The 25,912-nt window shown below is 37.0% G+C and carries 27 protein-coding genes; 26 read left to right on the forward strand and 1 reads right to left on the reverse strand.

Annotation, left to right across the window (positions count from 1 at the left end):
* The first annotated feature begins 149 nt into the window (after positions 1-149).
* From Q1W14_RS13600 to Q1W14_RS13700, 21 genes are all read left to right on the forward strand, one after another.
* Positions 150-986 (forward strand): glycosyltransferase family 2 protein, encoded by an 837-nt coding sequence (locus Q1W14_RS13600; RefSeq protein WP_300702259.1) that lies wholly within the window; start codon positions 150-152, stop codon positions 984-986.
* 140 nt (positions 987-1,126) lie between these two features.
* Positions 1,127-2,266 (forward strand): glycosyltransferase, encoded by a 1,140-nt coding sequence (locus Q1W14_RS13605; RefSeq protein WP_300702261.1) that lies wholly within the window; start codon positions 1,127-1,129, stop codon positions 2,264-2,266.
* A gap of 11 nt (positions 2,267-2,277) precedes the next feature.
* Positions 2,278-4,206 carry a UDP-N-acetylglucosamine 4,6-dehydratase family protein gene (locus Q1W14_RS13610; RefSeq protein WP_300702263.1) on the forward strand — a complete coding sequence of 643 codons (1,929 nt, stop codon included), beginning with the start codon at positions 2,278-2,280 and terminating at the stop codon, positions 4,204-4,206.
* A 407-nt stretch (positions 4,207-4,613) separates the two neighbouring features.
* Positions 4,614-5,222, forward strand: a complete 609-nt coding sequence (locus tag Q1W14_RS13615; protein ID WP_300702265.1) for a sugar transferase — start codon at positions 4,614-4,616, stop codon at positions 5,220-5,222.
* A gap of 11 nt (positions 5,223-5,233) precedes the next feature.
* The gene (locus Q1W14_RS13620) at positions 5,234-5,875 is read left to right on the forward strand and encodes a serine acetyltransferase (protein WP_300702267.1); all 642 of its coding nucleotides are present in this window, start codon (positions 5,234-5,236) and stop codon (positions 5,873-5,875) included.
* Positions 5,876-5,907: 32 nt separating this feature from the next.
* Positions 5,908-6,141: an acyl carrier protein gene (locus tag Q1W14_RS13625; protein ID WP_300702268.1), complete on the forward strand. Its 234-nt coding sequence runs from the start codon at positions 5,908-5,910 to the stop codon at positions 6,139-6,141.
* Positions 6,141-7,202, forward strand: a complete 1,062-nt coding sequence (locus tag Q1W14_RS13630; RefSeq protein WP_300702270.1) for a ketoacyl-ACP synthase III — start codon at positions 6,141-6,143, stop codon at positions 7,200-7,202. The genes Q1W14_RS13625 and Q1W14_RS13630 overlap by 1 nt, the downstream gene beginning before the upstream one ends.
* 1 nt (position 7,203) lies before the next feature.
* On the forward strand, positions 7,204-7,950 hold the full coding sequence (locus Q1W14_RS13635; protein WP_300702271.1) for an SDR family oxidoreductase: 747 nt from the start codon (positions 7,204-7,206) through the stop codon (positions 7,948-7,950).
* An 18-nt stretch (positions 7,951-7,968) separates the two neighbouring features.
* Positions 7,969-9,030: a 3-oxoacyl-ACP synthase III family protein gene (locus tag Q1W14_RS13640; RefSeq protein ID WP_300702273.1), complete on the forward strand. Its 1,062-nt coding sequence runs from the start codon at positions 7,969-7,971 to the stop codon at positions 9,028-9,030.
* A 2-nt stretch (positions 9,031-9,032) separates the two neighbouring features.
* Positions 9,033-9,506 carry a 3-hydroxyacyl-ACP dehydratase FabZ family protein gene (locus Q1W14_RS13645; protein WP_300702275.1) on the forward strand — a complete coding sequence of 158 codons (474 nt, stop codon included), beginning with the start codon at positions 9,033-9,035 and terminating at the stop codon, positions 9,504-9,506.
* On the forward strand, positions 9,507-11,288 hold the full coding sequence (locus tag Q1W14_RS13650; protein ID WP_300702277.1) for a thiamine pyrophosphate-binding protein: 1,782 nt from the start codon (positions 9,507-9,509) through the stop codon (positions 11,286-11,288).
* A gap of 6 nt (positions 11,289-11,294) precedes the next feature.
* Positions 11,295-12,326, forward strand: coding sequence for an N-acetylneuraminate synthase family protein (locus tag Q1W14_RS13655; RefSeq protein WP_300702279.1), 1,032 nt, complete (start codon positions 11,295-11,297; stop codon positions 12,324-12,326).
* 32 nt (positions 12,327-12,358) lie between these two features.
* Positions 12,359-12,595, forward strand: a complete 237-nt coding sequence (locus Q1W14_RS13660; protein WP_300702281.1) for an acyl carrier protein — start codon at positions 12,359-12,361, stop codon at positions 12,593-12,595.
* A gap of 3 nt (positions 12,596-12,598) precedes the next feature.
* A complete protein-coding gene (locus tag Q1W14_RS13665; protein ID WP_300702283.1) occupies positions 12,599-13,297 on the forward strand; it encodes an MBL fold metallo-hydrolase in 699 nt (232 codons plus the stop codon).
* A gap of 18 nt (positions 13,298-13,315) precedes the next feature.
* Positions 13,316-14,722, forward strand: coding sequence for an AMP-binding protein (locus Q1W14_RS13670; protein WP_300702285.1), 1,407 nt, complete (start codon positions 13,316-13,318; stop codon positions 14,720-14,722).
* A 7-nt stretch (positions 14,723-14,729) separates the two neighbouring features.
* Complete coding sequence (locus Q1W14_RS13675) at positions 14,730-15,815, forward strand: acyl-protein synthetase (protein ID WP_300702287.1); 1,086 nt, start codon at positions 14,730-14,732, stop codon at positions 15,813-15,815.
* Positions 15,769-17,007, forward strand: coding sequence for an acyl-CoA reductase (locus Q1W14_RS13680; protein ID WP_300702289.1), 1,239 nt, complete (start codon positions 15,769-15,771; stop codon positions 17,005-17,007). Before Q1W14_RS13675 ends, Q1W14_RS13680 begins: the two co-directional genes overlap by 47 nt.
* Positions 17,004-17,600, forward strand: a complete 597-nt coding sequence (locus Q1W14_RS13685) for an MBL fold metallo-hydrolase (protein WP_366945766.1) — start codon at positions 17,004-17,006, stop codon at positions 17,598-17,600. The genes Q1W14_RS13680 and Q1W14_RS13685 overlap by 4 nt, the downstream gene beginning before the upstream one ends.
* Positions 17,601-17,804: 204 nt before the next feature.
* Positions 17,805-19,046, forward strand: coding sequence for an aminotransferase class I/II-fold pyridoxal phosphate-dependent enzyme (locus tag Q1W14_RS13690; protein ID WP_300702293.1), 1,242 nt, complete (start codon positions 17,805-17,807; stop codon positions 19,044-19,046).
* Between the two features lie 218 nt (positions 19,047-19,264).
* Positions 19,265-19,762: an HU family DNA-binding protein gene (locus Q1W14_RS13695; protein WP_300702295.1), complete on the forward strand. Its 498-nt coding sequence runs from the start codon at positions 19,265-19,267 to the stop codon at positions 19,760-19,762.
* Positions 19,763-19,824: 62 nt separating this feature from the next.
* Positions 19,825-19,917, forward strand: a complete 93-nt coding sequence (locus tag Q1W14_RS13700) for a smalltalk protein (RefSeq protein WP_300702296.1) — start codon at positions 19,825-19,827, stop codon at positions 19,915-19,917.
* An 82-nt stretch (positions 19,918-19,999) separates the two neighbouring features.
* On the opposite strand, the gene uvrB is transcribed toward Q1W14_RS13700, so the two are convergent.
* Positions 20,000-22,057, reverse strand: a complete 2,058-nt coding sequence (uvrB, locus tag Q1W14_RS13705) for an excinuclease ABC subunit UvrB (protein ID WP_300702297.1) — start codon at positions 22,055-22,057, stop codon at positions 20,000-20,002.
* Positions 22,058-22,201: 144 nt separating this feature from the next.
* Between uvrB and Q1W14_RS13710 the strand changes: the two genes are divergently transcribed.
* The 5 genes from Q1W14_RS13710 to Q1W14_RS13730 all read left to right on the forward strand — a co-directional run bounded on the left by Q1W14_RS13710 (position 22,202) and on the right by Q1W14_RS13730 (position 25,868).
* Positions 22,202-23,500: a phenylacetate--CoA ligase family protein gene (locus tag Q1W14_RS13710; protein ID WP_300702299.1), complete on the forward strand. Its 1,299-nt coding sequence runs from the start codon at positions 22,202-22,204 to the stop codon at positions 23,498-23,500.
* Positions 23,501-23,591: 91 nt separating this feature from the next.
* A complete protein-coding gene (locus Q1W14_RS13715; RefSeq protein WP_291551477.1) occupies positions 23,592-24,017 on the forward strand; it encodes an amino acid-binding protein in 426 nt (141 codons plus the stop codon).
* Between the two features lie 204 nt (positions 24,018-24,221).
* Positions 24,222-25,025: an outer membrane protein assembly factor BamD gene (gene bamD, locus Q1W14_RS13720; protein ID WP_300702301.1), complete on the forward strand. Its 804-nt coding sequence runs from the start codon at positions 24,222-24,224 to the stop codon at positions 25,023-25,025.
* Between the two features lie 49 nt (positions 25,026-25,074).
* A complete protein-coding gene (locus Q1W14_RS13725) occupies positions 25,075-25,410 on the forward strand; it encodes a DNA-directed RNA polymerase subunit omega (RefSeq protein ID WP_294591004.1) in 336 nt (111 codons plus the stop codon).
* Positions 25,410-25,868: a DUF4293 domain-containing protein gene (locus tag Q1W14_RS13730; protein WP_300702305.1), complete on the forward strand. Its 459-nt coding sequence runs from the start codon at positions 25,410-25,412 to the stop codon at positions 25,866-25,868. Before Q1W14_RS13725 ends, Q1W14_RS13730 begins: the two co-directional genes overlap by 1 nt.
* Positions 25,869-25,912: the final 44 nt, after the last annotated feature.

Below are 25,912 nucleotides of genomic sequence, written 5' to 3' on the forward strand. Positions count from 1 at the left end.
GAAGATTTTATTACTGTTATTAACACCTTAATTCAAAAGAATGAGATTGATGTATTTAATAGTTATTCACGCAATTTGTTCCTTACTCATTATTCAAATGAAGTAGGGGAAAATAAAATTGTGGATTTTTTACTTAATATATCTAAAGAGTGAGACAGAAAAAAATGGTTTCTATTCTTATGCCAGTTTACAATGGTTATCCTGATATTAAAAGGTCAATTGCTGCTTTGTTGTGGCAAAGTTATACAGAATGGGAATGTATTATTGTAAATGATGGTTCGATTGATGATACTAAGGTATTTTTGGATCAACTGAGTGACTTACGTTTTAAAGTTATTCATTTGGAAAAGAATTTGGGACGTGGCAATGCTAGACAAGTAGCTTTGGAGCACGCAAAAGGTGAATTTATTGCATATTTAGATGCTGACGATTGGTGGGCCCCAAACAAATTAGAAAAACAGTTGCAATATATGTTTTGTCATCCTGATGTAGATTTAGTTTCTACTGGGCTTTATTCTTATGGAGAGATGAGAAAGTATCGTAGGATAAGAGGTGTAGGTGACGGGATACCTAAGTTGTTTGTTAAATCGAAAGATAGCTTACAAATAATCTGCGCTTCGGCAATGATTCGTCGAAGCGTAATAGCTTATCATAGATATGATTTGAGTATTGATTATGGTGAAGACATTGATTTCTTTTCTCGTTGCATGGACGGACGTAAATATACAAATTTGAGTGATGTGCTATACTATTATTCGGAATTTGATTCTATGTCTATAGTAAAACTTAAACGAGCCTATAAGGAAATATATAACCGGGAAAGAAACTTGAAAGTCTGGCTAAAATATTTTTACTATTCTTTTGTGGCACCTATTTTGGGTATTGATTTTATTATAAAACATAGAGGAAGTGTCCCTATGGAACGAGAAAACCAAATTTTTGATACTCTATTTAGAAGGCTGAAAATTGAAACTGCGGAAATTTGACTTTTATTACAAAATGATTTTTTTGTCTTACAATATAGGTTTGAACATGTTTCATATAATGAATACATAAAAAACAAATTTGTGGGTTGATGATAATTGTGAAGGAACTAAAATATAAATCAGTTTAAAATATTATTTACATGAAACTAAGGCTGTGTATAGTTGCGCAAGTTTGTACAATTCATGCATTTTATGACAATCATATAAAATTGCTCGCTACTTTTTTTGATATATATATTGTTACAAACATACGAGAAAGTAATGAAGAAGAATACTTGAAATCTTTACCAATACAAGGATATAGTTCTATACCTATTGAACGAAAAATATCTGTAATAAAAGATATTACTGCATTATTGAAATTAATAAAATATATGCATTATGGTAATTTTGATATTGTGCAAACAATTACTCCAAAGGCTGGACTTATAGGAATGTTATCTGCTAAAATTGTAAATGTCAGAATTAGAGTACATTATTTTACAGGACAAGTTTGGGCAACAAAAAAAGGTTTTAATCGTTTTTTCTTAAGAAAAGTCGATGAGTTTATGAATCTGTTATCTAGTAATATTTTGATAGACAGCTTTTCTCAACAACAATTTTTGATAAGAAATAGTGTTACTAATGCTACGAAGTCAAAAGTACTTGGTTATGGTTCAATATCAGGAGTTGATGTAAATAAGTTCAATCCTTCTCCAATTGTAAAGATGAAGTATAGGGCTGAGTTAAATTTAACAAATAAATTTGTTTTTGCGTTTCTAGGGCGACTTAATAGAGATAAAGGTCTTATAGAATTATTTCAGGCATTTGCAAGATTAGCAGATGAATTTAAGAATGCATTTCTTTTATTGATTGGACCTAATGAAGAAGGCGAAGAATTTGTATCTCATTTGCCTTTAAGTTTGCATGAAAATGAAAACTATAAATTTTATGGAGCGACAGATACTCCTGAACTTATATTACAAGCCGCTGATGTATTGTGTTTACCTTCTTATAGAGAAGGGTTTGGTACCAGTGTAATTGAGGCGGCTTCTTTGGGCTTGGCCACAATCTGTTCAGATATTTATGGATTACAAGATTCAATGATTGATAATTTTACAGGTATAAAGATAAAGGTTAAGGACACTGACGCTTTATATCATGCAATGAAACTATATATATCTGATTCGGCTTTAGTGAAAGAACATGGTAAAAATGGTAGAAATAGGATTCTAGAAAACTTCTCTTCGGAAAAATTAAGTATGGAATTACTAAAGTATTATAGGAGTTTAACTGATTAATAATCGTAGAAGTGAAAGATTTTTTTTGTAATCTAAATAGTTTATTCTTTAAGAATATACCTTTTAAATATGTAAATACTCGAATTATTTTTATAATTGATCTCTCGTTATCAACACTTGTGTCAATAGCGATTGTTTTTGCCTTGTTATACTTAAAAAATGATTTACCTTTCCAAATTGGAATATATACATCTTTTGGCGGAGCATTTTTTGCAAGCTGTTTATCTATTTATGCTATTGGGCTGTATAAAAATGTAATAAGATATTCTAGTTCTTGGGATTATATACAGATAGCAAAGGTTTCTTTTGTGAAGATACTGGTTCTATTATTATTATATTTATTTTTGATTGATAGAAATGGTATATGGGAATTATGCATAGTAATCCTTTTAGACTTTATATTTACTACTATAATTTTGTTTTTTGTGCGGATAGTAGTAGCACTTTACTATATAAATGTTGTTTCATTAAGAATGCCAAAGCAGAAGCATCTATTAGTCTATGGTATAAATGAAAAAAGTATTGCTTTAGTAAATGGGAGAACTAATGTTTTTATGTTTGATTATCACATTGATGGTTTTCTTGTATATGGTGAGAATCAGTTTAGGGTGCACAAAATATATGGTTTGCCAATTTTCAATGTTCGTTCTGAAAAAGAACTGAATGCATTAGTAAATATACAAAATATTGACGGAGTTCTTTATCCAGACATTAGCATGGCGAAAGCTGAAGAAAGCCAATTAGTCCGTTTTTGTGAAAATATTAATTTACGTAACTTAGTTGTACCTAATATTCAAATTATAGATAAGGGAATAATAAACAATAATAGTATAAGAAGAATAAAAATAGAAGATTTATTAGGTAGAGATGAAATTACCATAAATTTGGAGGAAGCTAAGAGACAATTAGAAAATAAGGTTGTGCTTGTGACAGGGGCTGCTGGTAGTATAGGTAGTGAGATATGTCGCCAATTATCTAAGCTCGGAATTAAAAAGTTAATATGTTTTGATATTGGTGAGACTGCAGTGCATAATTTGCGATTAGAATTGGAGGAAAATTTTAAAACGCTAAATTTTATTCCTATAATTGGTGATGTTAAAAATTTAAATAGTGTAAAATATATTTTTGACAATTTTCATCCACAAGTGGTATTTCATGCAGCAGCATATAAACATGTTCCATTGATGGAAGAAAACCCTTGTGAGGCTATTTTGACAAATGTGTATGGTACAAAGAATTTAGCGGATAATGCCGCCGAATATGGCGTGGAGAAATTTGTTATGATTTCTACAGATAAGGCTGTAAACCCAACAAGTATAATGGGATGTAGTAAACGTATTGCAGAAGTTTATGTCCAAAGTTTAAATGAATATTTGCGAAAAAAAATGGATTGTAAGTGCAAAACTCAATATATTACAACTAGGTTTGGGAATGTTTTAGGTAGTAATGGCTCTGTGGTTCCGCACTTTCGTGAACAGATTAAAAAAGGTGGTCCTGTAACTATCACACATCCTGATATCATAAGATTTTTTATGACGATTCCAGAAGCCTGCTCTTTAGTGTTAGAAGCTGCATCTATAGGGCATGGTGGAAAGATCTTAATTTTTGATATGGGAGATCCTGTGAAGATTGTTGATTTAGCAAAGAGGATGATTGAATTATCAGGGTTGGTTGTTGATAAGGATATAAAGATTGTATATATAGGGTTAAGGCCCGGTGAGAAATTGTATGAAGAAGTTTTGAGTTCAGATGAAAATACAACTTGTACAATAAATAAAAAAATTCGTATAGCATCTGTTCGTGAGTATGATTTTGATATTGTGATTAATCATGTAAATACATTAATAAAATTAAGCGAAGATTTTAAAATGAAAGAATTAATAGAAGAGATGGAAATCTTCATTCCAGAATTTACTCCTAAAAAAACGAATTCAATATAAACACTTAACTTAAGTTTTTCTTTTTCAATCTCTATCTTTGTTGTAAACTAGAATTTAATCATCATGTATGTAAGTGTTCCAAAATGATGTCTCATTTTTTTTGTTTTTTCTTTACTTTTGCTGTATATCTAGAAAAATATTTTATATACAACGATAGTAATTTGTGAGTCAAAGAATCGTCTTCCTAATATAGATTGTAGCAATATGGCAATGGCTGTATTGAAAATATGTCTGATTTGTAATCAGTTTTTAGAATTGGCTCAGCAATTATCCTATGAGGATAAATTGGAGTTGAGCTGTAGACTTGCTACCGAGGAGAGAGATTAAGTTAAAACGATTATTGGATATTTCAAAGACAGGTGAAATTTTACAAGAAGATATAGTTTTTTTTTACAATCCTTATACACATGTATTCATACTTTTTCAAGAGGATGATTGATTTCATCTTTGTGTTTACTGTATTGGTTGTTATTTGGCCGATATTGTTTCTCATTGCTCTTTTGTTACATTTTGCTAATAAGGGTGCGGGGGTATTCTTTACTCAAGAGCGTCCGGGAAAAAATGGAAAGATTTTCATAGTGATAAAGTTCAAGACTATGACGGATGAGCGGGATGCAGATGGAAAGCTGCTGCCTGATGCCAATCGACTTACTAAAGTAGGAAAGTTTGTCCGTTCTACTTCAATAGATGAGTTACCACAACTTATTAATGTGCTTAAAGGTGATATGGCCCTGATAGGTCCGCGCCCCTTACTTCCCCAATATTTGCCTTTATACAGTAGGGAGCAGGCTCGCCGTCATGAAGTACGTCCGGGTATAACAGGCTGGGCACAGGTTAATGGTCGCAATGCTATTTCATGGAAGAAGAAGTTTGAATTGGACGTGTGGTATGTGGATCATTGTTCGTTTCTTTTAGACATGAAGATAATATTTCTTACAATAAAAAAGGTGTTTGTGCGGGAAGGTATCAGTTCAGATACCTCGGCTACAATGGAAGCTTTTAATGGATATAATTAGAATTTTATAAAATGAAAGATATTGCAGTTTATGGGGCAGGCGGCTTCGGACGTGAAGTGGCTTGCTTATTGAACAGAATCAATTCTACGGAGGCACAATGGAACCTTATAGGTTTTATAGACGATGTGAAAAATGTGGGTGATGAGAATGAATATGGTAAAGTTTTAGGTGGAATAGATTATTTAAATTCTTATTCACAGGAACTTAATGTTGTAATAGCTATCGGTAGTCCACATGGAGTGGCTTCTATTGCATCGAAGATATGCAATGACAATATTGTATTTCCTAATATTATACATCCGGATTTCAATATTGTTGATCCAAAAACATTTAAAATAGGTAAGGGTAATATTATTCAGGGTGGCTGTTCGGTTAGCTGTGATGTTGCCATTGGTGACTTTAATGTATTCAATGGTTCTATAACTCTCGGGCATGACGACAATATAGGAAATTATAACAGTTTTATGCCAGCAATACGTATCTCCGGTGGAGTTACTGTTGGTAATTGTAATTTTTTCGGAGTTGGTTCAATTGTTCTTCAGCGGATTAAGATTGGCAACAATATCCGACTCGGTGCGGGTTCTGTTTTGATGACAAAACCAAAGGACGGGAATTTATATATGGGAAATCCTGCAAAAAAGATGATATTATAATCCACATATTATTAATTAATAAATATACAAAAATGAAAGATTTAAACGAGTTTGTAGAGCTCTTTGCTGAGCAGTTTGATGATACAGATGCGGCTGAAATAACTTCAACAACAGTTTTTCACGACTTAGATGAATATTCATCTCTTGTTGCACTATCTCTAATTGCAATGATTGATGAGGAATTCGAGGTAACGATAAAAGGTGATGATATTCGAAGTTCTGTTACTGTTGAAGATTTATACAATATTGTAAAAAGTAGAAAATAATGGCTTTTTTTACAGTTAATAATGTTTCCATTAAAGGAATCTCTGCATGTGTTCCCCAAAAAATAGAGGAGAATATTGATATACCGTTTTATACACCTGAAGAAGCAAAACTTGTAATAAAGAGTACAGGTATTGAAAGAAGACATGTCGTAGATAATGGGGTTACCAACACTGATTTATGTGAGAAAGCTTTTCATGAATTAATTAATGAACTCTCATGGGAAGTAGACACCATAGATGCAATAGTATATGTCACTCAGACTGAGGATTATATTACCCCACCCAATGTGTTTGTCATGCACGATAGACTAAATTTATCCGAAAAATGTATGGCTTTAGACATTAATCATGGTTGCCCTGGTTGGGTTGTTGGTTTATCTACAATATCATCTATCATGAGTAGTGGTTATATAAAAAGAGCTATTCTTTTTGATGGTGATAATTGCACAACTGTTAACTATAAATCAGACAGAGAAAGTCGGCCTCTTTTTGGTGATTGTGGAACATGCACAGCATTAGAATATAATCCTAATGCTGCACCAATGAACTTTTACATAGGAACAAATAGTAAAGATGGTTCTTCTTTACTTAGGAAATATGGTGGGTCAAGACATCCGTACACTTTAGACTTGTTTCAAGCAGAGTTAGGTAAATTATCGGGTGAAATACCTATTGATTCTGGTAATGCGAATATGGATGGCGCAAATGTTTTTTCATTTGGAATATCTACTATCCCTAAAAGTATTAAATCGATATGTAATGAATTTAACATTGAAATTGATAACGTAGATAAAATCGTATTACATCAAGCTAACAAGTTTATGCTGGATAAAATTGCCAAGAAAATCAAAGCAAGACCCGAACAAGTGCCATCGAGTTTAAAGAACTATGGAAACACAACAAGTGCTTCTATACCCTTAACTATAGTTTCTGAATGTAATAAAGAATACTCTTCAAAAAGGATAGAAACAATTGGATGTGGCTTCGGAACTGGATTATCGTGGGGAACTTTTCATTTTGTTACAGAATGCATAAAATGTCCTAAAGTAATAGTATATTGAAATGAACTATAATCCATATAATTTGAATGGGAAAAAAATTCTCATAACAGGTGCGTCTTCCGGTATAGGGAGAGCTACAGCCATAGAATGTTCTAAAATGGGAGCAAAATGTATTATAACTGCAAGAAATTCAGAAAGACTTCAAGAAACTTTTGATAAGCTTGAAGGAGATGGTCATATGTTGATAATAGCAGACCTTACAAAAGCTGATGATATAGTGAAAATTATTCAACAGATTCCAGTATTAGATGGATTTGTAAATAATGCAGGAATAGCATTAACAAAGCTTATTAATTTTATTAATATTGATGACTTGAATAATATGTTCGCAGTAAATACATTTGCTCCGGTTCTATTAACAAAAGAACTAATTAAAAAGAAAAAAATCAATAAAGGAGCTTCGATAGTTGTTACATCATCTTTAGCATCAAAGGTACAAACTTATGGTAATTCTGTTTATGGAATGACAAAATCAGCAATGGAAACTTTCACAAGATATTGTGCTCTTGAAGTTGCAGGAAAAAAGATAAGAGTAAATTCAGTACATCCAGGAATGGTAAATACAGAGATGGTAAGTAACTTAATCTTATCCGAAGACGAATTACTGCAAGATTTAAATAAATATCCTTTAAAGAGATATGGAAATGCTAAAGAAATTGCGTGGTCTATCATTTATTTATTATCTGATGCTTCTTTATGGATAACAGGAACTAGTTTAGTAATAGATGGAGGTTTTCATTTAGTTTAAATTGTTTATATATTCAATATGGCTTTATTAAAAATTGATAATGTTGTAATTCGTGGTATGTCGGCTTGTGTTCCTTCAAAAATAGAAGAGAATAGCGATTATCCGTATTTCGATGATAATGAGCTTGATCGTATGATTCCTACTATAGGAATTGAACGTAGACGAGTGCTCAATAAAGGTCAGACTTGTGGAGATTTGGCTTGTAAAGCAGCAGAAAAGTTATTGAATGATCTTGGCTGGGAAAAAGAGTCAATTGATCTTCTCGTTTTTTGCTCTCCAGACAGAGATCATATTCTTCCTGATACAGCATGTATAATTCATGGAAAGTTAGGTCTATTAAAGTCAACTATGGCATTTGATATGACTCTCGGTTGCACAGGATGGGCGTATTCAATGGCAAATGTATGTTCCTTACTAAGTAGCGGATGTATAAAACGGGCAATATTACTTACTGGTAATATGGGAACTTATGAATGTGCTTATACTGATAAAACTGCATACCCCTTATTTAGTGATTCTGGAGTTGCAACTGCGCTTGAATATAAAAATGGTGCTTCTCCCTTTTTTTACCAATTAGGAACTGACGGAAAAAATTATGAGGATATAATCATACAAGATGGAGGGGCGAGACATGGCGTGACAGAAAGCAGTCTTCTGTTACAAGATTTTGGACCAAATATTAAAAGAAGCAGATTGCATATGGAAATGAAAGGAATGGAAGTTTTTGCGTTTGCACTTAAAACCGCCCCAAAGAGCGTAGAGGAGCTTCTTGAGTATAGCCAAATAGACAAGGCTGACGTGGATTGCTATTTCTTTCATCAGGCAAATTATTATATGGTCAAAAAGATTATTAAGAAAATGAAAATTGACATAGAAAAGGCTCCTTTTTCATTGCTAAATTTTGGTAATACCGGAGCATGTAGTATTCCATTCACTATGATAACAGAGAGGGCGGATTTGCTACGTAACAATTATTTGAAAAACGTAGGATGTTCTTTTGGTGTAGGGCTTTCTTGGGCCAGTCTTTTCTTTGAGACAGATCATATTATAATCCCAGAACTCATTGAATTCGATAAATAAATATGGAACATACGATATTAACAAATTTGGATGTTGTAGAAATCCAGAAATATCAGCAAAATAGATATCCATGCCTTTTTGTTGATTATATTGATGAAGTTATTGTTGGCAAATCAGCAAAAGGTCACAAATGTCTTTCATATAACGAATGGTATTTTCCATGTCATTTTGCTGATGAGCCCAATGTACCAGGATTTATACAAGCAGAAATGCTATGTCAAGTTTTTCTTATGACTTTTTTGACTTATTCTGAAAATAAGGGAAAAAAAACTGCTGCATTGGATTATCATGTAAAATATAAGAAAAAGCTTGTACCAGGAATGCGCGTTGATATTGAAGCAATTTTAAAATCATACAGAAGAGGTCTTGCGATTGGTTCTTGTATTGGTTACGTTGACAACGAAGTGGCTGTTAGTGCAGATTTTATAATAGGTATACCTGACGTTTTAAATGAATTTAAGCCTAAAACAAAGTAAATGGAAAGAGTTGCAGACTACATAATACAACGTCTAGTTGATCAAGGTATAAAGCATTTACCATTGATAACAGGTAGAGGTATACTCTATCTTTCAGATGCAGTGGCTAAGAATCCGAATATTGCCCCAATACCTGTTCATCATGAGCAGGCAGCAGCTTATGCCGCTGTGGCCTATTCTCAGTATAATGGTCATTTAGGTGCGTGTCTGGTGTCTACTGGTTGTGCTTCCACTAACACAATGACAGGAGTTCTGAATGCTTGGCAGGATGGGATACCTACGTTCTTCCTGTCTGGCCAGAATTGGTTGAAGGAAACAGTTAACTATACAGGTAAGCCAATTCGTACATTCGGTTCACAGGAGGCAGATATAATTCCAATTGTAAGGCCTATTACTAAGTATGCTGAAATGTTGAAGGATCCCAAGCAAGTTGGTGTTGTGATGGATAAAGCACTCTATTATGCGACCCATGGCGTTAAAGGTCCGGTATGGTTAGATGTTCCCGTGGATGTACAAAATATGCGAGTAGAACCAGCAGAGTTAGAAAGATGGAATATTCCAATTGAAGACTACGCAATAACAACTGAGGATTTACAATTTACAGTAGATGCTCTCAACAAGGCAAAACGTCCAGTTGTACTCATAGGTAATGGCGTGCGTTCAGCTAATGCAGTAGAAGAATTCCGTAATATGGTTGAGAATGTCAATATTCCTGTTGTGTTTTCGGCTTCTGCTGTTGACACATATGGGACAAAGAATTCTCTTAGTATAGGGACTGTAGCGGCAATTGGCGGCACTCGCGCTGGTAACTTTACCGTTCAAAATGCAGACTTTATTCTTTCACTCGGATGTCGGTTGTCACCTATGACAACCGGTTCTCAATACGAAAAATTTGCTCGTGAAGCAAAAATTATAGTAATAGACATTGATGAGAATGAGCACTCTAAAGAAACTGTAAAAATCGATAAATTCATAAAGGCCGATGTAAAGGATGCTATTATTGAGCTGTTGAATGCCAATATTAAAAAGGTCAATCAGACTTGGGTAGATAAATGTCTTCATTGGAAAACTATTTTTCCTAAGTGCGAGGATGCCTACAAGCATAGTGAACTGGCAGATCTTTATAATATAGCCGTAACACTCTCAGAAACTCTCGCTGATGATGCTGTTATTCTATGTGATGCTGGAATGGAGGAATTAATAACACCTACTGTTATCGACTACGGGAATAATCAACGATGTTTGCATCCGGCTTCGCAAGGCTGTATGGGAGTTGCACTTCCTGCTGCTATGGGCGCATATTGGGCTTGTGGTCATGCCGTGACAACTGTTATTGGTGACGGCTCAGTGATGATGAATATACAAGAACTTCAGACTATTGCTTTCAACAAAATTCCCATCCGTATTATTGTTGTGAATAATGGTATATATTCAGTTATTCGTAAGCGTCAGAAGGAACTATTCCGTACACGTACTGTGGGGGTTGATACAAGTAATGGTGTAAGTATTCCAGACTTTAAAAAGCTGGCTGAATGTTTCGGTTTACAGTATATGCGCATCAGTGGGACGGCAGATTTGAAAAGAGGATTCGAGAAGCTCCAGACAATTAATGAACCTATTATTTGTGAAGTGATGGCTGTAGAGGATCAGGAATATCTAAGGACGTCTGCGGCTTTCAATGTGCAAAGACGTTTTGTAAGTCGTCCTATTGAAGATTTATTCCCTTGGATGGATCGAGAAACTTTTACAAAAGAAATGATTGTTGAACCAATAGATCTATAAAAGTATATGGCTACAATGAAATTGTGTTCAGGGCGCATACTTGGTGACTATGAAGTACCATACGTTATTGCAGAGGTTAACTCCAGTCACAATGGCAACGTGGAGATCGCAAAAAAAATGATAGATGCTGCTGTAGAGGCTGGATGTAATTGTGTGAAATTTCAGTCATGGTCCGCGGAAAGTCTTTATTCCGCAAGTTACTACAAAGCAAATCCAATCTCAAAGCGTATTGTTAGCAAATTCTCGTTAAGTAGTGAAGATCTAAAGGGATTAGCGGAATACTGTATAAACAAAGGAATTGATTTTTCTTCAACACCTTACTCTCGTGAAGAAGTGGATTTCCTTTTAGATGAATGTAAGGCTCCTTTTGTTAAGGTGGCTTCTATGGATTTGAATAATTATAATTTTCTTCGTTACATAGCGAAGAAAAAAGCCCCAATAGTACTTTCTACAGGTATGAGTACCATTGAGGAAGTAAGAAATGCTGTTCATGTCATTGAAGAAGTTGGAAATAATCAAATATGTTTGCTTCATTGTATTTCTATCTATCCGCCAGAACTCAATACTATTCATTTACACAATATCCTTGGTCTTCGTGAGGAATTTCCTCAATATCCAATAGGCTTTTCTGATCATTCGCATGGGGTAGAGATGGCTGTTGCAGCAACAGCTCTTGGTGTTGCACTCATTGAGAAACATCTGACGCTTGACCGTACCAAAATTGGAATGGACAACCAGATGGCAACTGAACCTGATGAAATGAAGCAAATGGTTTACTGCTGCCTTAATACCCAAATTGCAATGGGTAATAGAGAGCGTGTGGTTCGTGAGGCGGAACTGGAGCAGATTAAGAAAATGCGGAGAAGCGTAATTGTAACAAGAGATCTTCCCGCCGGTCATATACTTACCATTGAAGACCTTGATGCTAAACGTCCTGGAACAGGTATTACAGCGGATAAGATTGATGAATTGGTTGGAAAAACTCTTCTTATTAATAAAGAAGCGGATACACTTTTGGAAACAAACGAGTATAAATAACTATTATAATAACATTAAATTAATTTATGGACATGAGTAATATAGAAAAACTTACTAAAGTATTTACCGAAACTTTCGGTATCAGCGCAACACAGACTATTGGTCTTGAATATCAAGGTATAGAAGCATGGGATTCAGTTGGTCACATGACTCTTGTAGCTGCCATTGAGGATTCTTTCGATATTATGTTAGATACTGATGATATTATTGATATGAGTTCTTTTGAAAAAGCTCAAGAGATTCTAAAGAAATACAATGTCGAATTCTAAAGAATGGATCAATTCACCCTCAAGGGAAACAATAATACATATTTGATTTATCGGTACATCTTTGAACCGGTAAAATCAAATATGTATGTAATTATAAATAATAATGAAGCTCTTGTATTTGATCCAAACGAGAATGAAGAGTTAATCACTTTACTGAGGAAGAATCAAATAAAAAATGTATCTATTATTCTTACGCATGAGCATTATGATCATACTAGTGGTGTCAATTGGCTACTAACTTATTATGAAGCAAAAATCTATTGTCAAGCGAAATGTGCTAAGGCAATAGCCGTAAAAAGAAAGAACAATCCAGCCCTTATAGCTCTTGTATGGGCGGACATGGATAAAAGAGACGGAGGCGATAGGTATAAAATCTTCAAAGAGCATTTTAAGCCCTACACTATTCAGGCTGATTTTACATTCGATGAAAATGTTGAATGGAATATTTCGGATATAACCATCAAGGGTATATCTACACCTGGTCATTGTCCGGGGAGTAGTTTTTATTGGATTGACGATAATCTTGTTTTCACTGGAGACACAATTTTGCAAAATGCCCCTGTTATTTTAAAGTTTCCAGAAAGTGAACGCTCAATATATATGAGCAAGACATTACCATACATAAAATCTTTAACTCAGAGTACAATTCTGATTCCTGGACATGGAGACCCTTTCTTACTCAAAGATTCTAATTATTTATAATAATCAAAAATCATATTAATGTTTGGTTTATTGCAATACAAGGATAATATTGCGGTCATTACTGACCGTGGTGAGTCTTTGAACTATTATGAACTCGCTGACGAGGTAGATATCTTTGTTTCTGCACTTCCTCAAAGAGGACTCATTTTCACATTGTGTGAAAATCTTCTTGGTTCTTTTGTTGGTTATGTGGCTTGCATGAACAAGAATATTCCACAAGTGTTATTGGATGGTAGTAAGGATTTGGAATTGGTACAACGATTGATTGCTATCTACCAGCCGGAGTATATTTGGATGCCTACCACTCGTGTTAGCGAGATTGGTGGCGAAACTATCTATCAGTATCAGGAATATTCCCTCCAGACAATGACTTATAGTGAGCCATTGATTGAGAAGGAAATCAATCCCCAACTTCAACTTTGTTTGACCACATCAGGGAGTACAGGCTCGCCAAAATTAGTACGCCTTTCAGAAAAAAATTTAGAAAGTAATGCAGAGTCTATAGCGGAATATTTACAGATAACAGAGAATGAGAGACCTGTGACATCTCTACCGATGTACTATAGCTATGGCATGTCGGTAATCAATAGCCACTTAATAAAGGGCGCTGCGATATTGCTAACAGATAAGGCTGTTATGCAACGTGAATTTTGGGAGTTCGTAAAGGAACAAAAGGCTACTTCTATTGCAGGTGTTCCCTACACATACGAAATGCTTAAACGGCTTCGATTCTTCCGCATGGAATTACCACAACTAAAGACAATGATTCAAGCCGGTGGTAAGTTGAATGCTGCTTATGTGGAAGAGTATGTAGGCTTTGCGAAACAGAGTGGCAAGAAATTCATAGTTATGTATGGCCAAACAGAAGCTGCTCCACGAATGAGTTATTTGCCTTTTGATAAGGCTGTGGAGAAGAATGCTTCTATCGGTATTGCTATCCCCGGTGGTCAACTTTGCGTGATGGATTCTGATGGAAACGAAATAGTAGAACCAGAGGTAGATGGTGAGCTCGTCTATAAGGGTGAGAACGTCTGCATGGGGTATGCCGAGTGTCGTGAAGACTTGATGAACGGAGATGAAAACCATGGCGAATTGCATACAGGTGATATTGCCAAATTTGATGCAGATGGATTCTTCTATATAACTGGTCGCATGAAACGATTTGTAAAAATCTGGGGTAATCGCACAAACCTTGATGCTACGGAACAATTGGTAAAAGCAATAACTCCCAATTGTGCTTGCGGTGGAGTGGATGACTTGATTACAATCTTTGTAACAGAAGAATGTCTTGAAGAAAAAATTAAAGCATTGCTTGTGGAGAAAACAGGGTTTAATCCGAGGGCATTCCAAGTGAGGGTTATAGACCAAATACCAGTAAAAACTTCAGGGAAGATAGATTACCCTGAACTTCAGAAAATGCTATAATAATACAATGGATATAAACGAAATACTTGAAACCGCTCCATATTCTTTAGACAGAGAGCAAAAGCACGCCTTGCTTAATGAGCGACTACATGAACTTACTCGTAAGCATTATGAGCAATGTGAGCCATATAGAAGAATGATGGATGCTCGAGGTTTGGATATTAACAATCTGCCGGATTACGAAAAATTACCGTTTCTGCCAGTACGTCTTTTCAAGGAATTTGAATTGCGCTCTTGTGAGAAGGATGAAGTTGTAAAGACGATGACATCTTCTGGTACAACAGGTCAAGCGGTAAGTCGTATATTCCTTGATCGTGAAACAAGTTCTGCTCAACAGAAATGTTTAACAAAGATTGTAAGCAATTTCCTCGGGACAAAGCGAGTTCCAATGCTGATACTAGATTCATCCGCCGTAGTGAAGAATCGTAATCTGTTTTCGGCTCGTGGTGCGGGAATCCTAGGTTTTTCTATGTTTGGTAATAAGCGCCAGTATGCGCTCAACGAAGCAATGGAGTTGGATATTGAAGGAATAAAAGAATTTATAGAATCCAACAAGGGCGAAACTATCTTTATGTTTGGTTTCACTTTTATGATTTGGCAACATTTTTATAAGAAATTATTGGAAAGTGGTTACAAGCCTGATTTAAGTGAAGGTGTATTGATTCATGGCGGTGGTTGGAAAAAACTCGTTACAGAGAAGGTCTCTCAAGAAGAATATAAGAAGAGTTTAAATGATGTATGTGGAATTCTACCAGAGAATATACATGATTATTATGGTATGGTAGAACAAACCGGATGCATCTATATGGAGTGTAAATGTGGTCATTTACATGCTAGTGCTTTTAGTGATATTCTTATTCGTCGTCCTTATGATTTTTCGTTGGCAGAAATCGGGGAAAATGGCTTAATCGAGGTGGTTAGCATACTTCCCGGTTCTTACCCGGGACATATCCTACTAACGGAAGATGAAGGAATGATTCTAGGTGAGGATGATTGTCTTTGTGGATTGAAAGGAAAGTATTTCAAAATTAAAGGAAGAATTAAAAATGCGGAAATCCGCGGATGTAGTGATACTTATGCAACCAAGTTCTAATTATACATTGTTGTACCCGGCTCAAATAGATTGGGACAAGTTTACGGCATATTGTCCGGATGTTCCATTTTCGGACAAAGTTATTGAATTTCTGAATGCACTCTCTAGTTCATTGATGAAGGATCGTCAAAGCCGTTTATTCCCAGATGTTGTTACTTTTGCATATTTCTGTCGGAAGGCAAATCTGCTGAAGTTGGAGTTGGAATATGTTCATGATGGTGAGTTGAAATTAGGTAGAGGAGTGCTTTTTCACATTGCCCCCTCCAATGTTCCTATTAATTTTGGTTACTCGTTGGTGGCAGGGTTATTGACTGGTAATGCTAATGTTGTGCGTGTTAGTTCAAAACAATTTGCTCAAGTAGATTTGATCATAAAACATCTTCATGCATTAATAGGATGTGGAGAATACGCAGATGTTGCTAGTCGAATTGTACTCGTGCGTTACGACCATACATCCGATGCAAGTGCTTACTTTTCTTCTATTGCCAATGTTCGTGTTATATGGGGTGGGGATACAACGATACAAACTATACGTCAAAATACAATTCCTGCACGTTCATTCGATGTGTGCTTTGCTGATCGTTATTCAATTGCTGCTATTAGGCCTGAAGCAATATTGAAAGCAAGTGATGAAGAAATCCAGAAACTAGCAGAAGCATTCTATAACGATACATATCTGTTTGATCAAAATGCTTGTTCTACTCCACATATTATATTTTGGCTCTCTAACTCCTGCTTGAAAGAAGCTAAAGAACGTTTTTGGATTGCCGTTCACAAGTATGTATCTACAAAGTATCAATTGCAGGCTGTTATGAGTATGGATAAGCTTACAGCTTTTTATCGTCAGGCTGCTTGTATGGATATCAAGGAAGAAAAAATGCCGGATAATGTGGTAGTACGTGCTGAACTCTCTCAACTTCCATCAAATATAGAGGATTTTCGTTGTACTTGTGGTTATTTCTCTGAGAAAACAATTAAATCACTTGATGAAATTGCTCCAATTGTAACTATTAAGTATCAGACTTTGAGCTACTATGGTTTCAGCCGGGAAGAACTTGCTGAATTTGTTCGTCAAAACAGATTTCGGGGACTTGATCGAATAGTACCAATTGGCGAGACAACAGCCTTTGCATTAACATGGGATGGATATAATCTGATAGATACGTTTACGAGAATACCGTCTATATTATGATCCAGATCCATAAAATAGTCAATAACATTTTATATTCATGTACGTACTTAATAAGTCATAATAGACATAATTGGGTTTATATGATAGACTGCGGTGATTTGTCACAAATTACAAAATATCTATCAATAAACAACCTTGTCTTAAAAGGTGTGTTTTTAACCCATACGCATTATGACCATATTTATGGGTTAAATAGCTTGCTGACGGAATATCCCAAGGCGAGAGTTTATACCACAGAAGATGGGTTAAAGGCTTTACAGTCTCCCAAACTTAATTTCTCAAAGTATCATTCCGAAATTGAGGATTTTGTTTTAATATATCCTCAGAGTGTTTCGTTTTTGAAAGATCAACAAGCAATTAATCTTTTTGATGATATAAACATGGATATTATCCCAACTCCTGGGCATGACATTACATGTTTATCTTACTGTATTGGTAAATATGTATTTACGGGTGATTCGTATATACCTAAATGCAAATTGGTGTGTACATTTCCTCGAAGTGATAAAAAGATGGCTCATGAAAGCGAGAATCTATTAAAGAAATTGGAGTGTAATGGTTTTATTGTAATGCCTGGGCATTATATTATTTAAAGGTAAAAGTGCTTACGTTTTTATATACTTAGAATTAAGACTGTAATAAGTTCGCTTCAGTTCTTTGTCCTGGTCATGGCAAGTGGTATGACTTCAAAATCATCATTTATACAGTGCTTGGAAAGGATTTATAAAGTCCTTTCTTTTCTTTTTATACCCCATTACGTGAGGAAGTCGAATCATTAGAAAAGTCACATATATTTTATGGATAAACGAATTTATCTTTGCCTTGCTCACATGAGCGGCAAGGAGATGGGCTTCATACAGGAAGCCTTCGATACGAACTGGGTGGTTCCGCTCGGTCCGAATGTTAATGCTTTTGAGCAGGATTTGGAACATTTTGTGGGGCATAATAAGAAAGTGGTGGCACTCAGTGCCGGTACAGCGGCAGTACACTTGGCTTTGTTAGCTTGTGGAGTGGGACCGGGAGATGAGGTGATAGTACAGAGCTTTACATTTTGTGCCTCAAGCCATCCGGTGACATACCTTGGTGCCACGCCTGTATTTGTGGATAGCGAAAAGGATACATGGAACATGGACCCAGTACTCTTGGAAGAAGCAATCAAAGACCGTATCGACAAGACGGGGCGAAAGCCGAAAGCAATTGTACCTGTTTATCTCTATGGTATGCCCGGCAAGATTGATGAAATAATGTCCGTAGCTGCGAGATATGATATTCCGGTGATTGAGGATGCTGCTGAGGGTTTCGGCAGTAAGTTTGACGGGCAAGTGTGTGGCACGTTCGGTCACTATGGAGTATTATCATTCAACGGCAATAAAATGATAACGACTAGTGGCGGAGGTGCACTGATTTGCGCTGATGAGGAAGCAAAGAAGGAAATTATGTTTTATGCTACCCAAGCTCGTGAAGCATATCCATATTATCAGCATGAGCAGATAGGTTATAACTATAGAATGAGTAACATTTGTGCTGGTATTGGTCGTGGTCAGATGACGGTGTCAGATGAACATATAGAACATCATAAGTATATTTGTACCTTGTATAGGGAGCTGTTGAAGGAAATGAAAGGTATCGTATTACATGAAAATCCCTCGGATCGTTATGATAGTAATTATTGGTTGAATACAGTGCTCTTGGATGAAAAATTGCAGGTAAAAGGTGAGGAAAAAGCTTACAGTGAGGCTGTAAAAGGTGCTGTAGGTGGTGCTGCTGGTGTGACACACGAGGTGAAATGTGTTCATACGTCTTGTGAACCGAATCGTAATGTAGAGGCGATGCGTATATGGTTGGATAAGGCAGGTATTGAGAGCCGTCCTCTTTGGAAGCCGATGCATTTGCAACCGGTGTATGCACAGAGTCCTGCATATGTTAATGGGGTAAGCGAAAGTTTGTTCAGGAGAGGGTTATGCCTGCCAAGTGGTCCGTATGTGACGGATGAGGATGTGAGGTATATCGTAAAAGAAATGAAGATGTGTATGTTATAGTACCCTTATAAATGAGATGCTAACTATTTAGAAAGTCGCTTTCGAAGAGATTCGTCAGCGGCTTTTTCTTGATTTCTAGTACTTTATAACTTTTCTCAGAAAAACTGCTTTCAGCCCCCTTTTTTCTTTGGTGATATAACTTTTAGTCCGCACCTTTGTATCGTTGATCAACGAAACGTGTGAATTAAAACTGAATTTTAATCTCTAAAGAAAAAAGTATGAGTGTAATTTTTAGAGCGGTAGAGAGGCCGTCGGACCCTCGGGTTGAAAACTCTCCTAAGAAGTATTTTCCACAACTGGTGACATTGGGACAAAGTGTAGATTTGGCATTTATCGCACAGAAGATGCAAGACAGATCTTCCTTGTCTATTGGTGACATCAAGAGTACGATGCAGAACTTTGTGGAAAAGCTGAAAGAACAGTTGCTGGAAGGTAAAACAGTAAATATTGCCGGATTGGGTGTGTTTATGCTGGCGGCAAAATCGAAAGGTGAAGAGAAAGCAGATGATATAACTGCCAAGAGTGTGGAAAGTGTACGTATTTGTTTTCAAGCTAATAAGGAACTGAAGATAACGAAGGTAGCTACTCGTGCCGGTGAAAGACTGGATTTGGTGAGTTTGGATGACTATCTGAAAGGGAAAGTTACCGTAGGTGATGATTCGAAACCTTCAGGGGGTGGCTCTGCCGGAGATGAGAATGATAATCCTTTGGGATAAAAGACATCTTGCATGAGTGTAAAACAAAAACAGAAGATCAATAATTAAAACGTAAGAACTCTATGAAAAAAACTTGGAACGTAATTTTGAAGATTATTATTGCTGTAGCTAGCGCTGTAGCAGGTGTGATTGGTGGACAAACGATGATACTTTAGCCAATATATCAAAATCATCTTGAGATAAACTAAGGTAGGAGCCGCTTTCAGAGAAATCTGTTAGCGGCTCTTTTTTGTTCTATTAGGAACCCTTTTCTTTTAGCATTTCTTCCATCTTCAACACCTCATCACGATATTGGGCAGCTTCGATAAAGTCGAGTTTCTTGGCAGCTTCTTGCATCAGTTTCTTGGTGCGTTCGATACTCTTTTCCAACTGCGCACGGCTCATATATTGCACAATAGGATCGGCGGCGATACCGGATGATGTTTCTTGCTCCATATAAGGACGAGGAGCACTTGATGATTTATCTCTGCTCACAGAGGCTTCTCCATTCGGTACTTCCGTGGTAGCAAACACATTGAGATTCTTTGCTTTCTTGATTTGTTGGGGAGTAATACCATGCTCTTCGTTATACTTCAACTGCTTTTCACGCCGACGATTGGTTTCGTCAATGGTCAGCTGCATACTATCCGTAATCTTGTCAGCATACATAATAACCATACCGTTAACATTACGAGCGGCACGTCCGGCGGTTTGCGTCAATGAACGGTGGGAGCGGAGGAAGCCTTCTTTGTCGGCATCGAGGATGGCAACGAGAGATACTTCCGGCAAATCTAGCCCTTCACGTAGAAGGTTAACACCAACAAGCACGTCATATAAGCCTTCACGGAGATCACTCATGATCTTTACTCGTTCCAATGTATCTACGTCACTATGGATATAGTTACACTTTACGTTATTATTCAGCAAATATTCTGTTAATTCTTCTGCCATACGTTTGGTAAGGGTAGTGACCAAAGTACGTTCGTTCTTTTCTATACGTATTTGGATTTCTTCCATCAAGTCATCAATCTGATTATGGCTGGGACGGACTTCAATGATAGGATCCAGCAATCCTGTAGGACGGATCACTTGCTCTACTACGATACCTTCTGATCTTATTAATTCATAATCTGCCGGTGTAGCACTGACGTAGATCACTTCTTTCGCCATTTCCTCAAATTCATCGAACTTCAAGGGGCGGTTATCCATAGCGGCAGGCAGACGAAAACCATATTCCACAAGGTTTGTCTTACGAGCGCGGTCGCCACCATACATTGCACGAATCTGAGGCACACTGACATGGCTCTCATCAATGACGATCAGAAAATCTTCGGGGAAGAAATCGAGCAAACAGTAAGGACGTGTACCGGGAGCACGACCATCAAAGTAACGGGAATAGTTTTCGATACCCGAGCAATGTCCTAATTCGCGAATCATTTCCATATCATACGTTACACGCTCCTGTAGTCGTTTGGCTTCAAACGGACGACCTTCCTGCTCAAACCACTTAACCTGTTTGTGCAAATCATCTTCTATTTCATGAATGGCACGGAGGGTTGCTTCTTTGGTGGTCATAAAGAGATTGGCAGGATAGATTTTGTAGTTGTCGAATTTTGCAATGGTTACCCCACTGATCGGATCGACTTCTTCAATACTATCTATCTCGTCTCCCCAGAATACAATGCGAAGCAGATTATCAGCGTATGCCAGATAGATATCTACCGTATCGCCTTTTACACGGAAATTTCCACGATTAAGATCTATGTCGTTACGAACATATAAACTATCTACCAAGCGGCGCAGGAATACATTGCGGCTAAAATTCTTGCCTTGTTGTACTTCGATGACATTTTCATAGAAATCCGACGGATTTCCCATGCCGTAAATACATGATACGGAAGAGACTACTACCACGTCTTTTCTTCCGGATAGCAAGGAAGAGGTTGCTGCCAGACGCAACTTGTCTATTTCGTCGTTGATGGCGAGATCCTTTTCAATATAAGTGTCCGAAGATGGCAGATATGCTTCGGGTTGGTAATAATCATAATAGGATACATAATACTCTACGGCATTATTCGGAAAGAATCCCTTGAATTCACTATATAGTTGGGCTGCCAGTGTTTTATTATGGCTTAATATCAGCGTAGGTTTGTTGATATTGGCAATAACATTGGCTATGGTAAATGTCTTTCCGGAACCGGTAACGCCGAGCAATGTTTGTGCAGGAATTCCCTCACGTATGCCTTCGGTGAGCTGTGCGATAGCTTCCGGTTGGTCGCCGGTAGGCTTATAGGCGGATGTTAATTCAAAATTCATTGGTAATAATCGAGCTTATAGGATTCAAAGATATATCAAAAAAGTAAATTAAATCAGATTCTGCTATCAATTTTTCAAATGTTTTATTTACTTTGCATCAGATTATAACAATTCATAAATATTAAATTAATACGACTTAAAAACATGATTTGGAATGAAAACATCGAATGCATGGACCGCGAAAGTCTTCGCAAGATTCAAGGCATTCGTCTCAAAAAAACTGTGGAGCGCGTATATCACGATACTCCTTTTTATCGTAAGAAGATGCAAGAACTGGGTGTTACTCCCGATGACATAAACAGCATAGACGACATTGTAAAACTTCCGTTTACTACGAAATACGACCTTCGTGATAACTATCCGTTCGGTCTTTGTGCCGTTCCTATGAGTCAGATTGTGCGCATTCATGCTTCTTCGGGTACTACCGGAAAGCCCACTGTGGTAGGTTATACCCGTAAAGACCTTTCTGTATGGGCAGAGTGCTTGTCTCGTGCTTTTACAGCTTACGGTGCCGATCAATCAGATATTTTCCAAGTATCATACGGTTACGGACTTTTTACCGGAGGTTTGGGCGCACATGCCGGTGCCGAGAATATAGGTGCTTCCGTTATTCCGATGTCCAGCGGTAATACAGAGAAACAGATTACTTTGATGCATGATTTCGGTTCGTCCGTCCTTTGTTGTACTCCTTCGTATGCTCTTTATCTGGCGGATGCCATCAAGGATTCCGGTTACCCCCGTGAGGAATTTAAGCTGAAAGCCGGTGCTTTCGGTGCTGAGCCTTGGACGGAGAGTATGCGCAAGGATATTGAAAATAAAATGGGTATCAAAGCATACGACATCTATGGATTGAGTGAAATTGCCGGTCCGGGAGTAGGTTATGAGTGTGATTGCCAGCACGGAACACATCTGAATGAAGATCATTACTTCCCCGAAATAGTTGACCCGAATACTCTTGAACCCGTAGCTCCCGGCGAGACTGGTGAACTAGTATTTACCCACCTTACTAAAGAAGGTATGCCTTTGCTTCGTTACCGTACCAAGGATCTTACAGCCTTGCATTACGATACATGTCCTTGTGGACGTACCTTGGTTCGTATGGATCGTATTCTCGGACGTAGTGATGATATGCTTATTATTCGTGGCGTGAACGTATTCCCGACACAAATTGAATCTGTTATTCTTGAATTGCCGGAATTTGAGCCTCACTATCTCCTTATTGTTGATCGTAAGAATAATACAGATACCATGGAGTTGCAAGTTGAAGTTCGTCCTGAATACTATTCTGATGAAATCAACAAGATGTTGGCACTAAAGAAAAAGCTCGCCGGTCGCTTACAAAGTGTGCTGGGCTTGGGTGTAGATGTTCGTTTGGTAGAGCCTCGCAGCATTGAACGCAGTATGGGCAAGGCAAAACGTGTGATGGATAATCGTAAACTATAAACCAGTACGATTTAACAATGTACGGTTGAAATTACTTTGTAAATCATCCCTTAATCGTACATCGTAAATCGTCAAATTGTAAATCATAATTATGGTAGCAAAACAACTTTCTATTTTCCTTGAAAATAAGTCCGGTCGCCTTACGGAAGTGACTGAAGTGCTCGCTAAAGAAGGTGTCAACCTTTCTGCTCTTTGCATAGCCGAGAATGCTGACTTCGGTATTCTTCGTGGCATTGTATCTGAACCCGATAAAGCCTATAAAGCTTTAAAAGATAACCATTTTGCAGTTAACGTAACGGATGTAGTCGGCATTAGTTGCCCCAATATCCCCGGTTCTCTGTCAAAAGTCCTCCGTTTCTTATCTGACGAAGGAGTGTTTATTGAATATATGTACTCTTTTGCCAATGGCGAGACAGCCAATGTCATCATTCGCCCCAATGATATGGAGAATTGCATCCGTGTACTGACTGAAAAGAAAGTAGATCTTTTGGCTGCAAGTGATTTGTATAAACTGTAAAATAGTGATTAGTGTTATAGTGATTAGTGATTACCATACGGCATGATAGCGTAGTCAACTAATCACTACTCACTAATTCTCCTCCCTTCCTTTCCATTCGTCCTCTAAAACTCCCTGTTCGTCTGGTTTTTGAAAAATTAAGGTACGTATCGTTGCTTTATTCGATATGAACTTCTATCTTTGCGCATTATTTGAATGAAAGTAATGAAAAAGAACATCCTAATAACTTTGCTTGCAGCTCTGCTGCTCTCCTCGTGTGGAGAATACAACAAATTGCTGAAAAGCACAGACTACGAATACAAATACGAAGCTGCTAAGAACTACTTCGCGAAAGGTCAGTACAATCGTTCCGCAACGTTGCTTAACGAGCTTATCGCTATCCTTAAAGGAACTGATAAAGCTGAGGAATCCCTCTATATGCTTGGTATGAGTTATTATAATCAGAAAGATTATCAAACTGCTGCGCAGACATTTATCCAATATTACAACGTTTATCCCCGTGGTACATTTACTGAACTATCACGTTTCCATGCCGGAAAGGCTTTGTATCTGGATACTCCCGAACCGCGCTTGGATCAGTCGGGTACATACAGTGCTATACAGCAGTTGCAAATGTTCTTGGAATATTTCCCTCAAAGTACTAAAAAAGACGAAGCACAGTCTATGATTTTTGCTTTGCAAGACAAATTGGTGATGAAAGAATATCTTTCTGCCAGACTTTATTATAATTTAGGTAACTACTTGGGCAACAACTATCAGGCTTGTGTTATTACAGCACAGAATGCTTTGAAAGATTATCCTTATACCAATTTGCGTGAAGACTTGTCTATCCTCGTTTTGCGTGCCAAATATGAATTGGCTGTATATAGTGTGGAAGATAGAAAGCCAGAACGTTATCGTGAGGCAGTCGATGAATATTACGCTTTCAAGAATGAATTTCCCGAAAGTAAATATTTGAAGGAAGCCGATCGTATCTTCAAGGAATCACAAAAGGTTCTGCAAGATTAAGCTTTAAAAGAAATATATCGATATAGAATTAAATTAGATAGACAAATTTATGGATTACAGAAAGACAAATGCTCCTGCCAGTACGGTAACTCGTGATATGATGGAGTTGTGTGAGGATACCGGTAATGTATATGAAACTGTAGCAATTATCGGAAAGCGTTCTAACCAGATTAGTGTGGAAATAAAGAACGATCTTTCTAAGAAATTGGCTGAGTTCGCTTCTTACAATGATAATTTGGAGGAAGTATTTGAAAACCGGGAACAAATTGAAATTTCCCGCTATTATGAAAAATTGCCGAAGCCGGGTTTGATTGCTACACAAGAGTATATTGAAGGTAAGGTTTACTATCGTAACCCGTCTAAGGAAAAAGAAAAATTGCAGTAATGATACAACGTATTCAATCCGTTTATTTATTTGTGGTAACTGTTCTACTAATTGTGGCAATGTGTATGCCGGTAGGACAATTTATTGGAGCGGACGGAGTTACGACACACATTTTTAAGCCAATGGGCGTAGCTATGGCTGACGGAAGTTTCCATTCTACATGGGGCTTGTTCGGTATATTATTGTTGAGCGCAATTATAGCGTTCTGTACAATATTCTTGTTCCGTAACCGTATGATGCAGATACGTATGACAATCTTTAGCAGTATATTGCTGATTGGTTATTACATTGCCTTCTGTGTGTTCTACTACGTACTGGATACTGATTTGGACGCATCGACTTTCCGGATAGGATGGGCACTTAGCCTTCCTGTTATTTCTATCATTCTGAACTATTTGGCATTCCGTGCTATTTATAGAGATGAGTTGATGGTGAAAGCTGCGGATAGATTGAGATAACGAAACAGACCATCTGTTGAGGTCAAACGGACCGTCTATTTGCC

The organism is Bacteroides sp. (assembly GCF_030151085.1).
Taxonomy (GTDB): domain Bacteria; phylum Bacteroidota; class Bacteroidia; order Bacteroidales; family Bacteroidaceae; genus Bacteroides.

Bases quoted from the DNA above. Each gene is read 5' to 3' on its own strand.
- Q1W14_RS13605 (WP_300702261.1), top strand. From the start codon at position 1,127: ATGAAACTAAGGCTGTGTATAGTTGCGCAAGTTTGTACAATTCATGCA.
- Q1W14_RS13615 (WP_300702265.1), top strand. From the start codon at position 4,614: ATGTATTCATACTTTTTCAAGAGGATGATTGATTTCATCTTTGTGTTT.
- Q1W14_RS13620 (WP_300702267.1), top strand. From the start codon at position 5,234: ATGAAAGATATTGCAGTTTATGGGGCAGGCGGCTTCGGACGTGAAGTG.
- Q1W14_RS13625 (WP_300702268.1), top strand. From the start codon at position 5,908: ATGAAAGATTTAAACGAGTTTGTAGAGCTCTTTGCTGAGCAGTTTGAT.
- Q1W14_RS13630 (WP_300702270.1), top strand. From the start codon at position 6,141: ATGGCTTTTTTTACAGTTAATAATGTTTCCATTAAAGGAATCTCTGCA.
- Q1W14_RS13635 (WP_300702271.1), top strand. From the start codon at position 7,204: ATGAACTATAATCCATATAATTTGAATGGGAAAAAAATTCTCATAACA.
- Q1W14_RS13640 (WP_300702273.1), top strand. From the start codon at position 7,969: ATGGCTTTATTAAAAATTGATAATGTTGTAATTCGTGGTATGTCGGCT.
- Q1W14_RS13645 (WP_300702275.1), top strand. From the start codon at position 9,033: ATGGAACATACGATATTAACAAATTTGGATGTTGTAGAAATCCAGAAA.
- Q1W14_RS13650 (WP_300702277.1), top strand. From the start codon at position 9,507: ATGGAAAGAGTTGCAGACTACATAATACAACGTCTAGTTGATCAAGGT.
- Q1W14_RS13655 (WP_300702279.1), top strand. From the start codon at position 11,295: ATGGCTACAATGAAATTGTGTTCAGGGCGCATACTTGGTGACTATGAA.
- Q1W14_RS13660 (WP_300702281.1), top strand. From the start codon at position 12,359: ATGAGTAATATAGAAAAACTTACTAAAGTATTTACCGAAACTTTCGGT.
- Q1W14_RS13665 (WP_300702283.1), top strand. From the start codon at position 12,599: ATGGATCAATTCACCCTCAAGGGAAACAATAATACATATTTGATTTAT.
- Q1W14_RS13670 (WP_300702285.1), top strand. From the start codon at position 13,316: ATGTTTGGTTTATTGCAATACAAGGATAATATTGCGGTCATTACTGAC.
- Q1W14_RS13675 (WP_300702287.1), top strand. From the start codon at position 14,730: ATGGATATAAACGAAATACTTGAAACCGCTCCATATTCTTTAGACAGA.
- Q1W14_RS13680 (WP_300702289.1), top strand. From the start codon at position 15,769: ATGCGGAAATCCGCGGATGTAGTGATACTTATGCAACCAAGTTCTAAT.
- Q1W14_RS13685 (WP_366945766.1), top strand. From the start codon at position 17,004: ATGATCCAGATCCATAAAATAGTCAATAACATTTTATATTCATGTACG.
- Q1W14_RS13690 (WP_300702293.1), top strand. From the start codon at position 17,805: ATGGATAAACGAATTTATCTTTGCCTTGCTCACATGAGCGGCAAGGAG.
- Q1W14_RS13695 (WP_300702295.1), top strand. From the start codon at position 19,265: ATGAGTGTAATTTTTAGAGCGGTAGAGAGGCCGTCGGACCCTCGGGTT.
- Q1W14_RS13700 (WP_300702296.1), top strand. From the start codon at position 19,825: ATGAAAAAAACTTGGAACGTAATTTTGAAGATTATTATTGCTGTAGCT.
- uvrB (WP_300702297.1), bottom strand. From the start codon at position 22,057: ATGAATTTTGAATTAACATCCGCCTATAAGCCTACCGGCGACCAACCG.
- Q1W14_RS13710 (WP_300702299.1), top strand. From the start codon at position 22,202: ATGATTTGGAATGAAAACATCGAATGCATGGACCGCGAAAGTCTTCGC.
- Q1W14_RS13715 (WP_291551477.1), top strand. From the start codon at position 23,592: ATGGTAGCAAAACAACTTTCTATTTTCCTTGAAAATAAGTCCGGTCGC.
- bamD (WP_300702301.1), top strand. From the start codon at position 24,222: ATGAAAAAGAACATCCTAATAACTTTGCTTGCAGCTCTGCTGCTCTCC.
- Q1W14_RS13725 (WP_294591004.1), top strand. From the start codon at position 25,075: ATGGATTACAGAAAGACAAATGCTCCTGCCAGTACGGTAACTCGTGAT.
- Q1W14_RS13730 (WP_300702305.1), top strand. From the start codon at position 25,410: ATGATACAACGTATTCAATCCGTTTATTTATTTGTGGTAACTGTTCTA.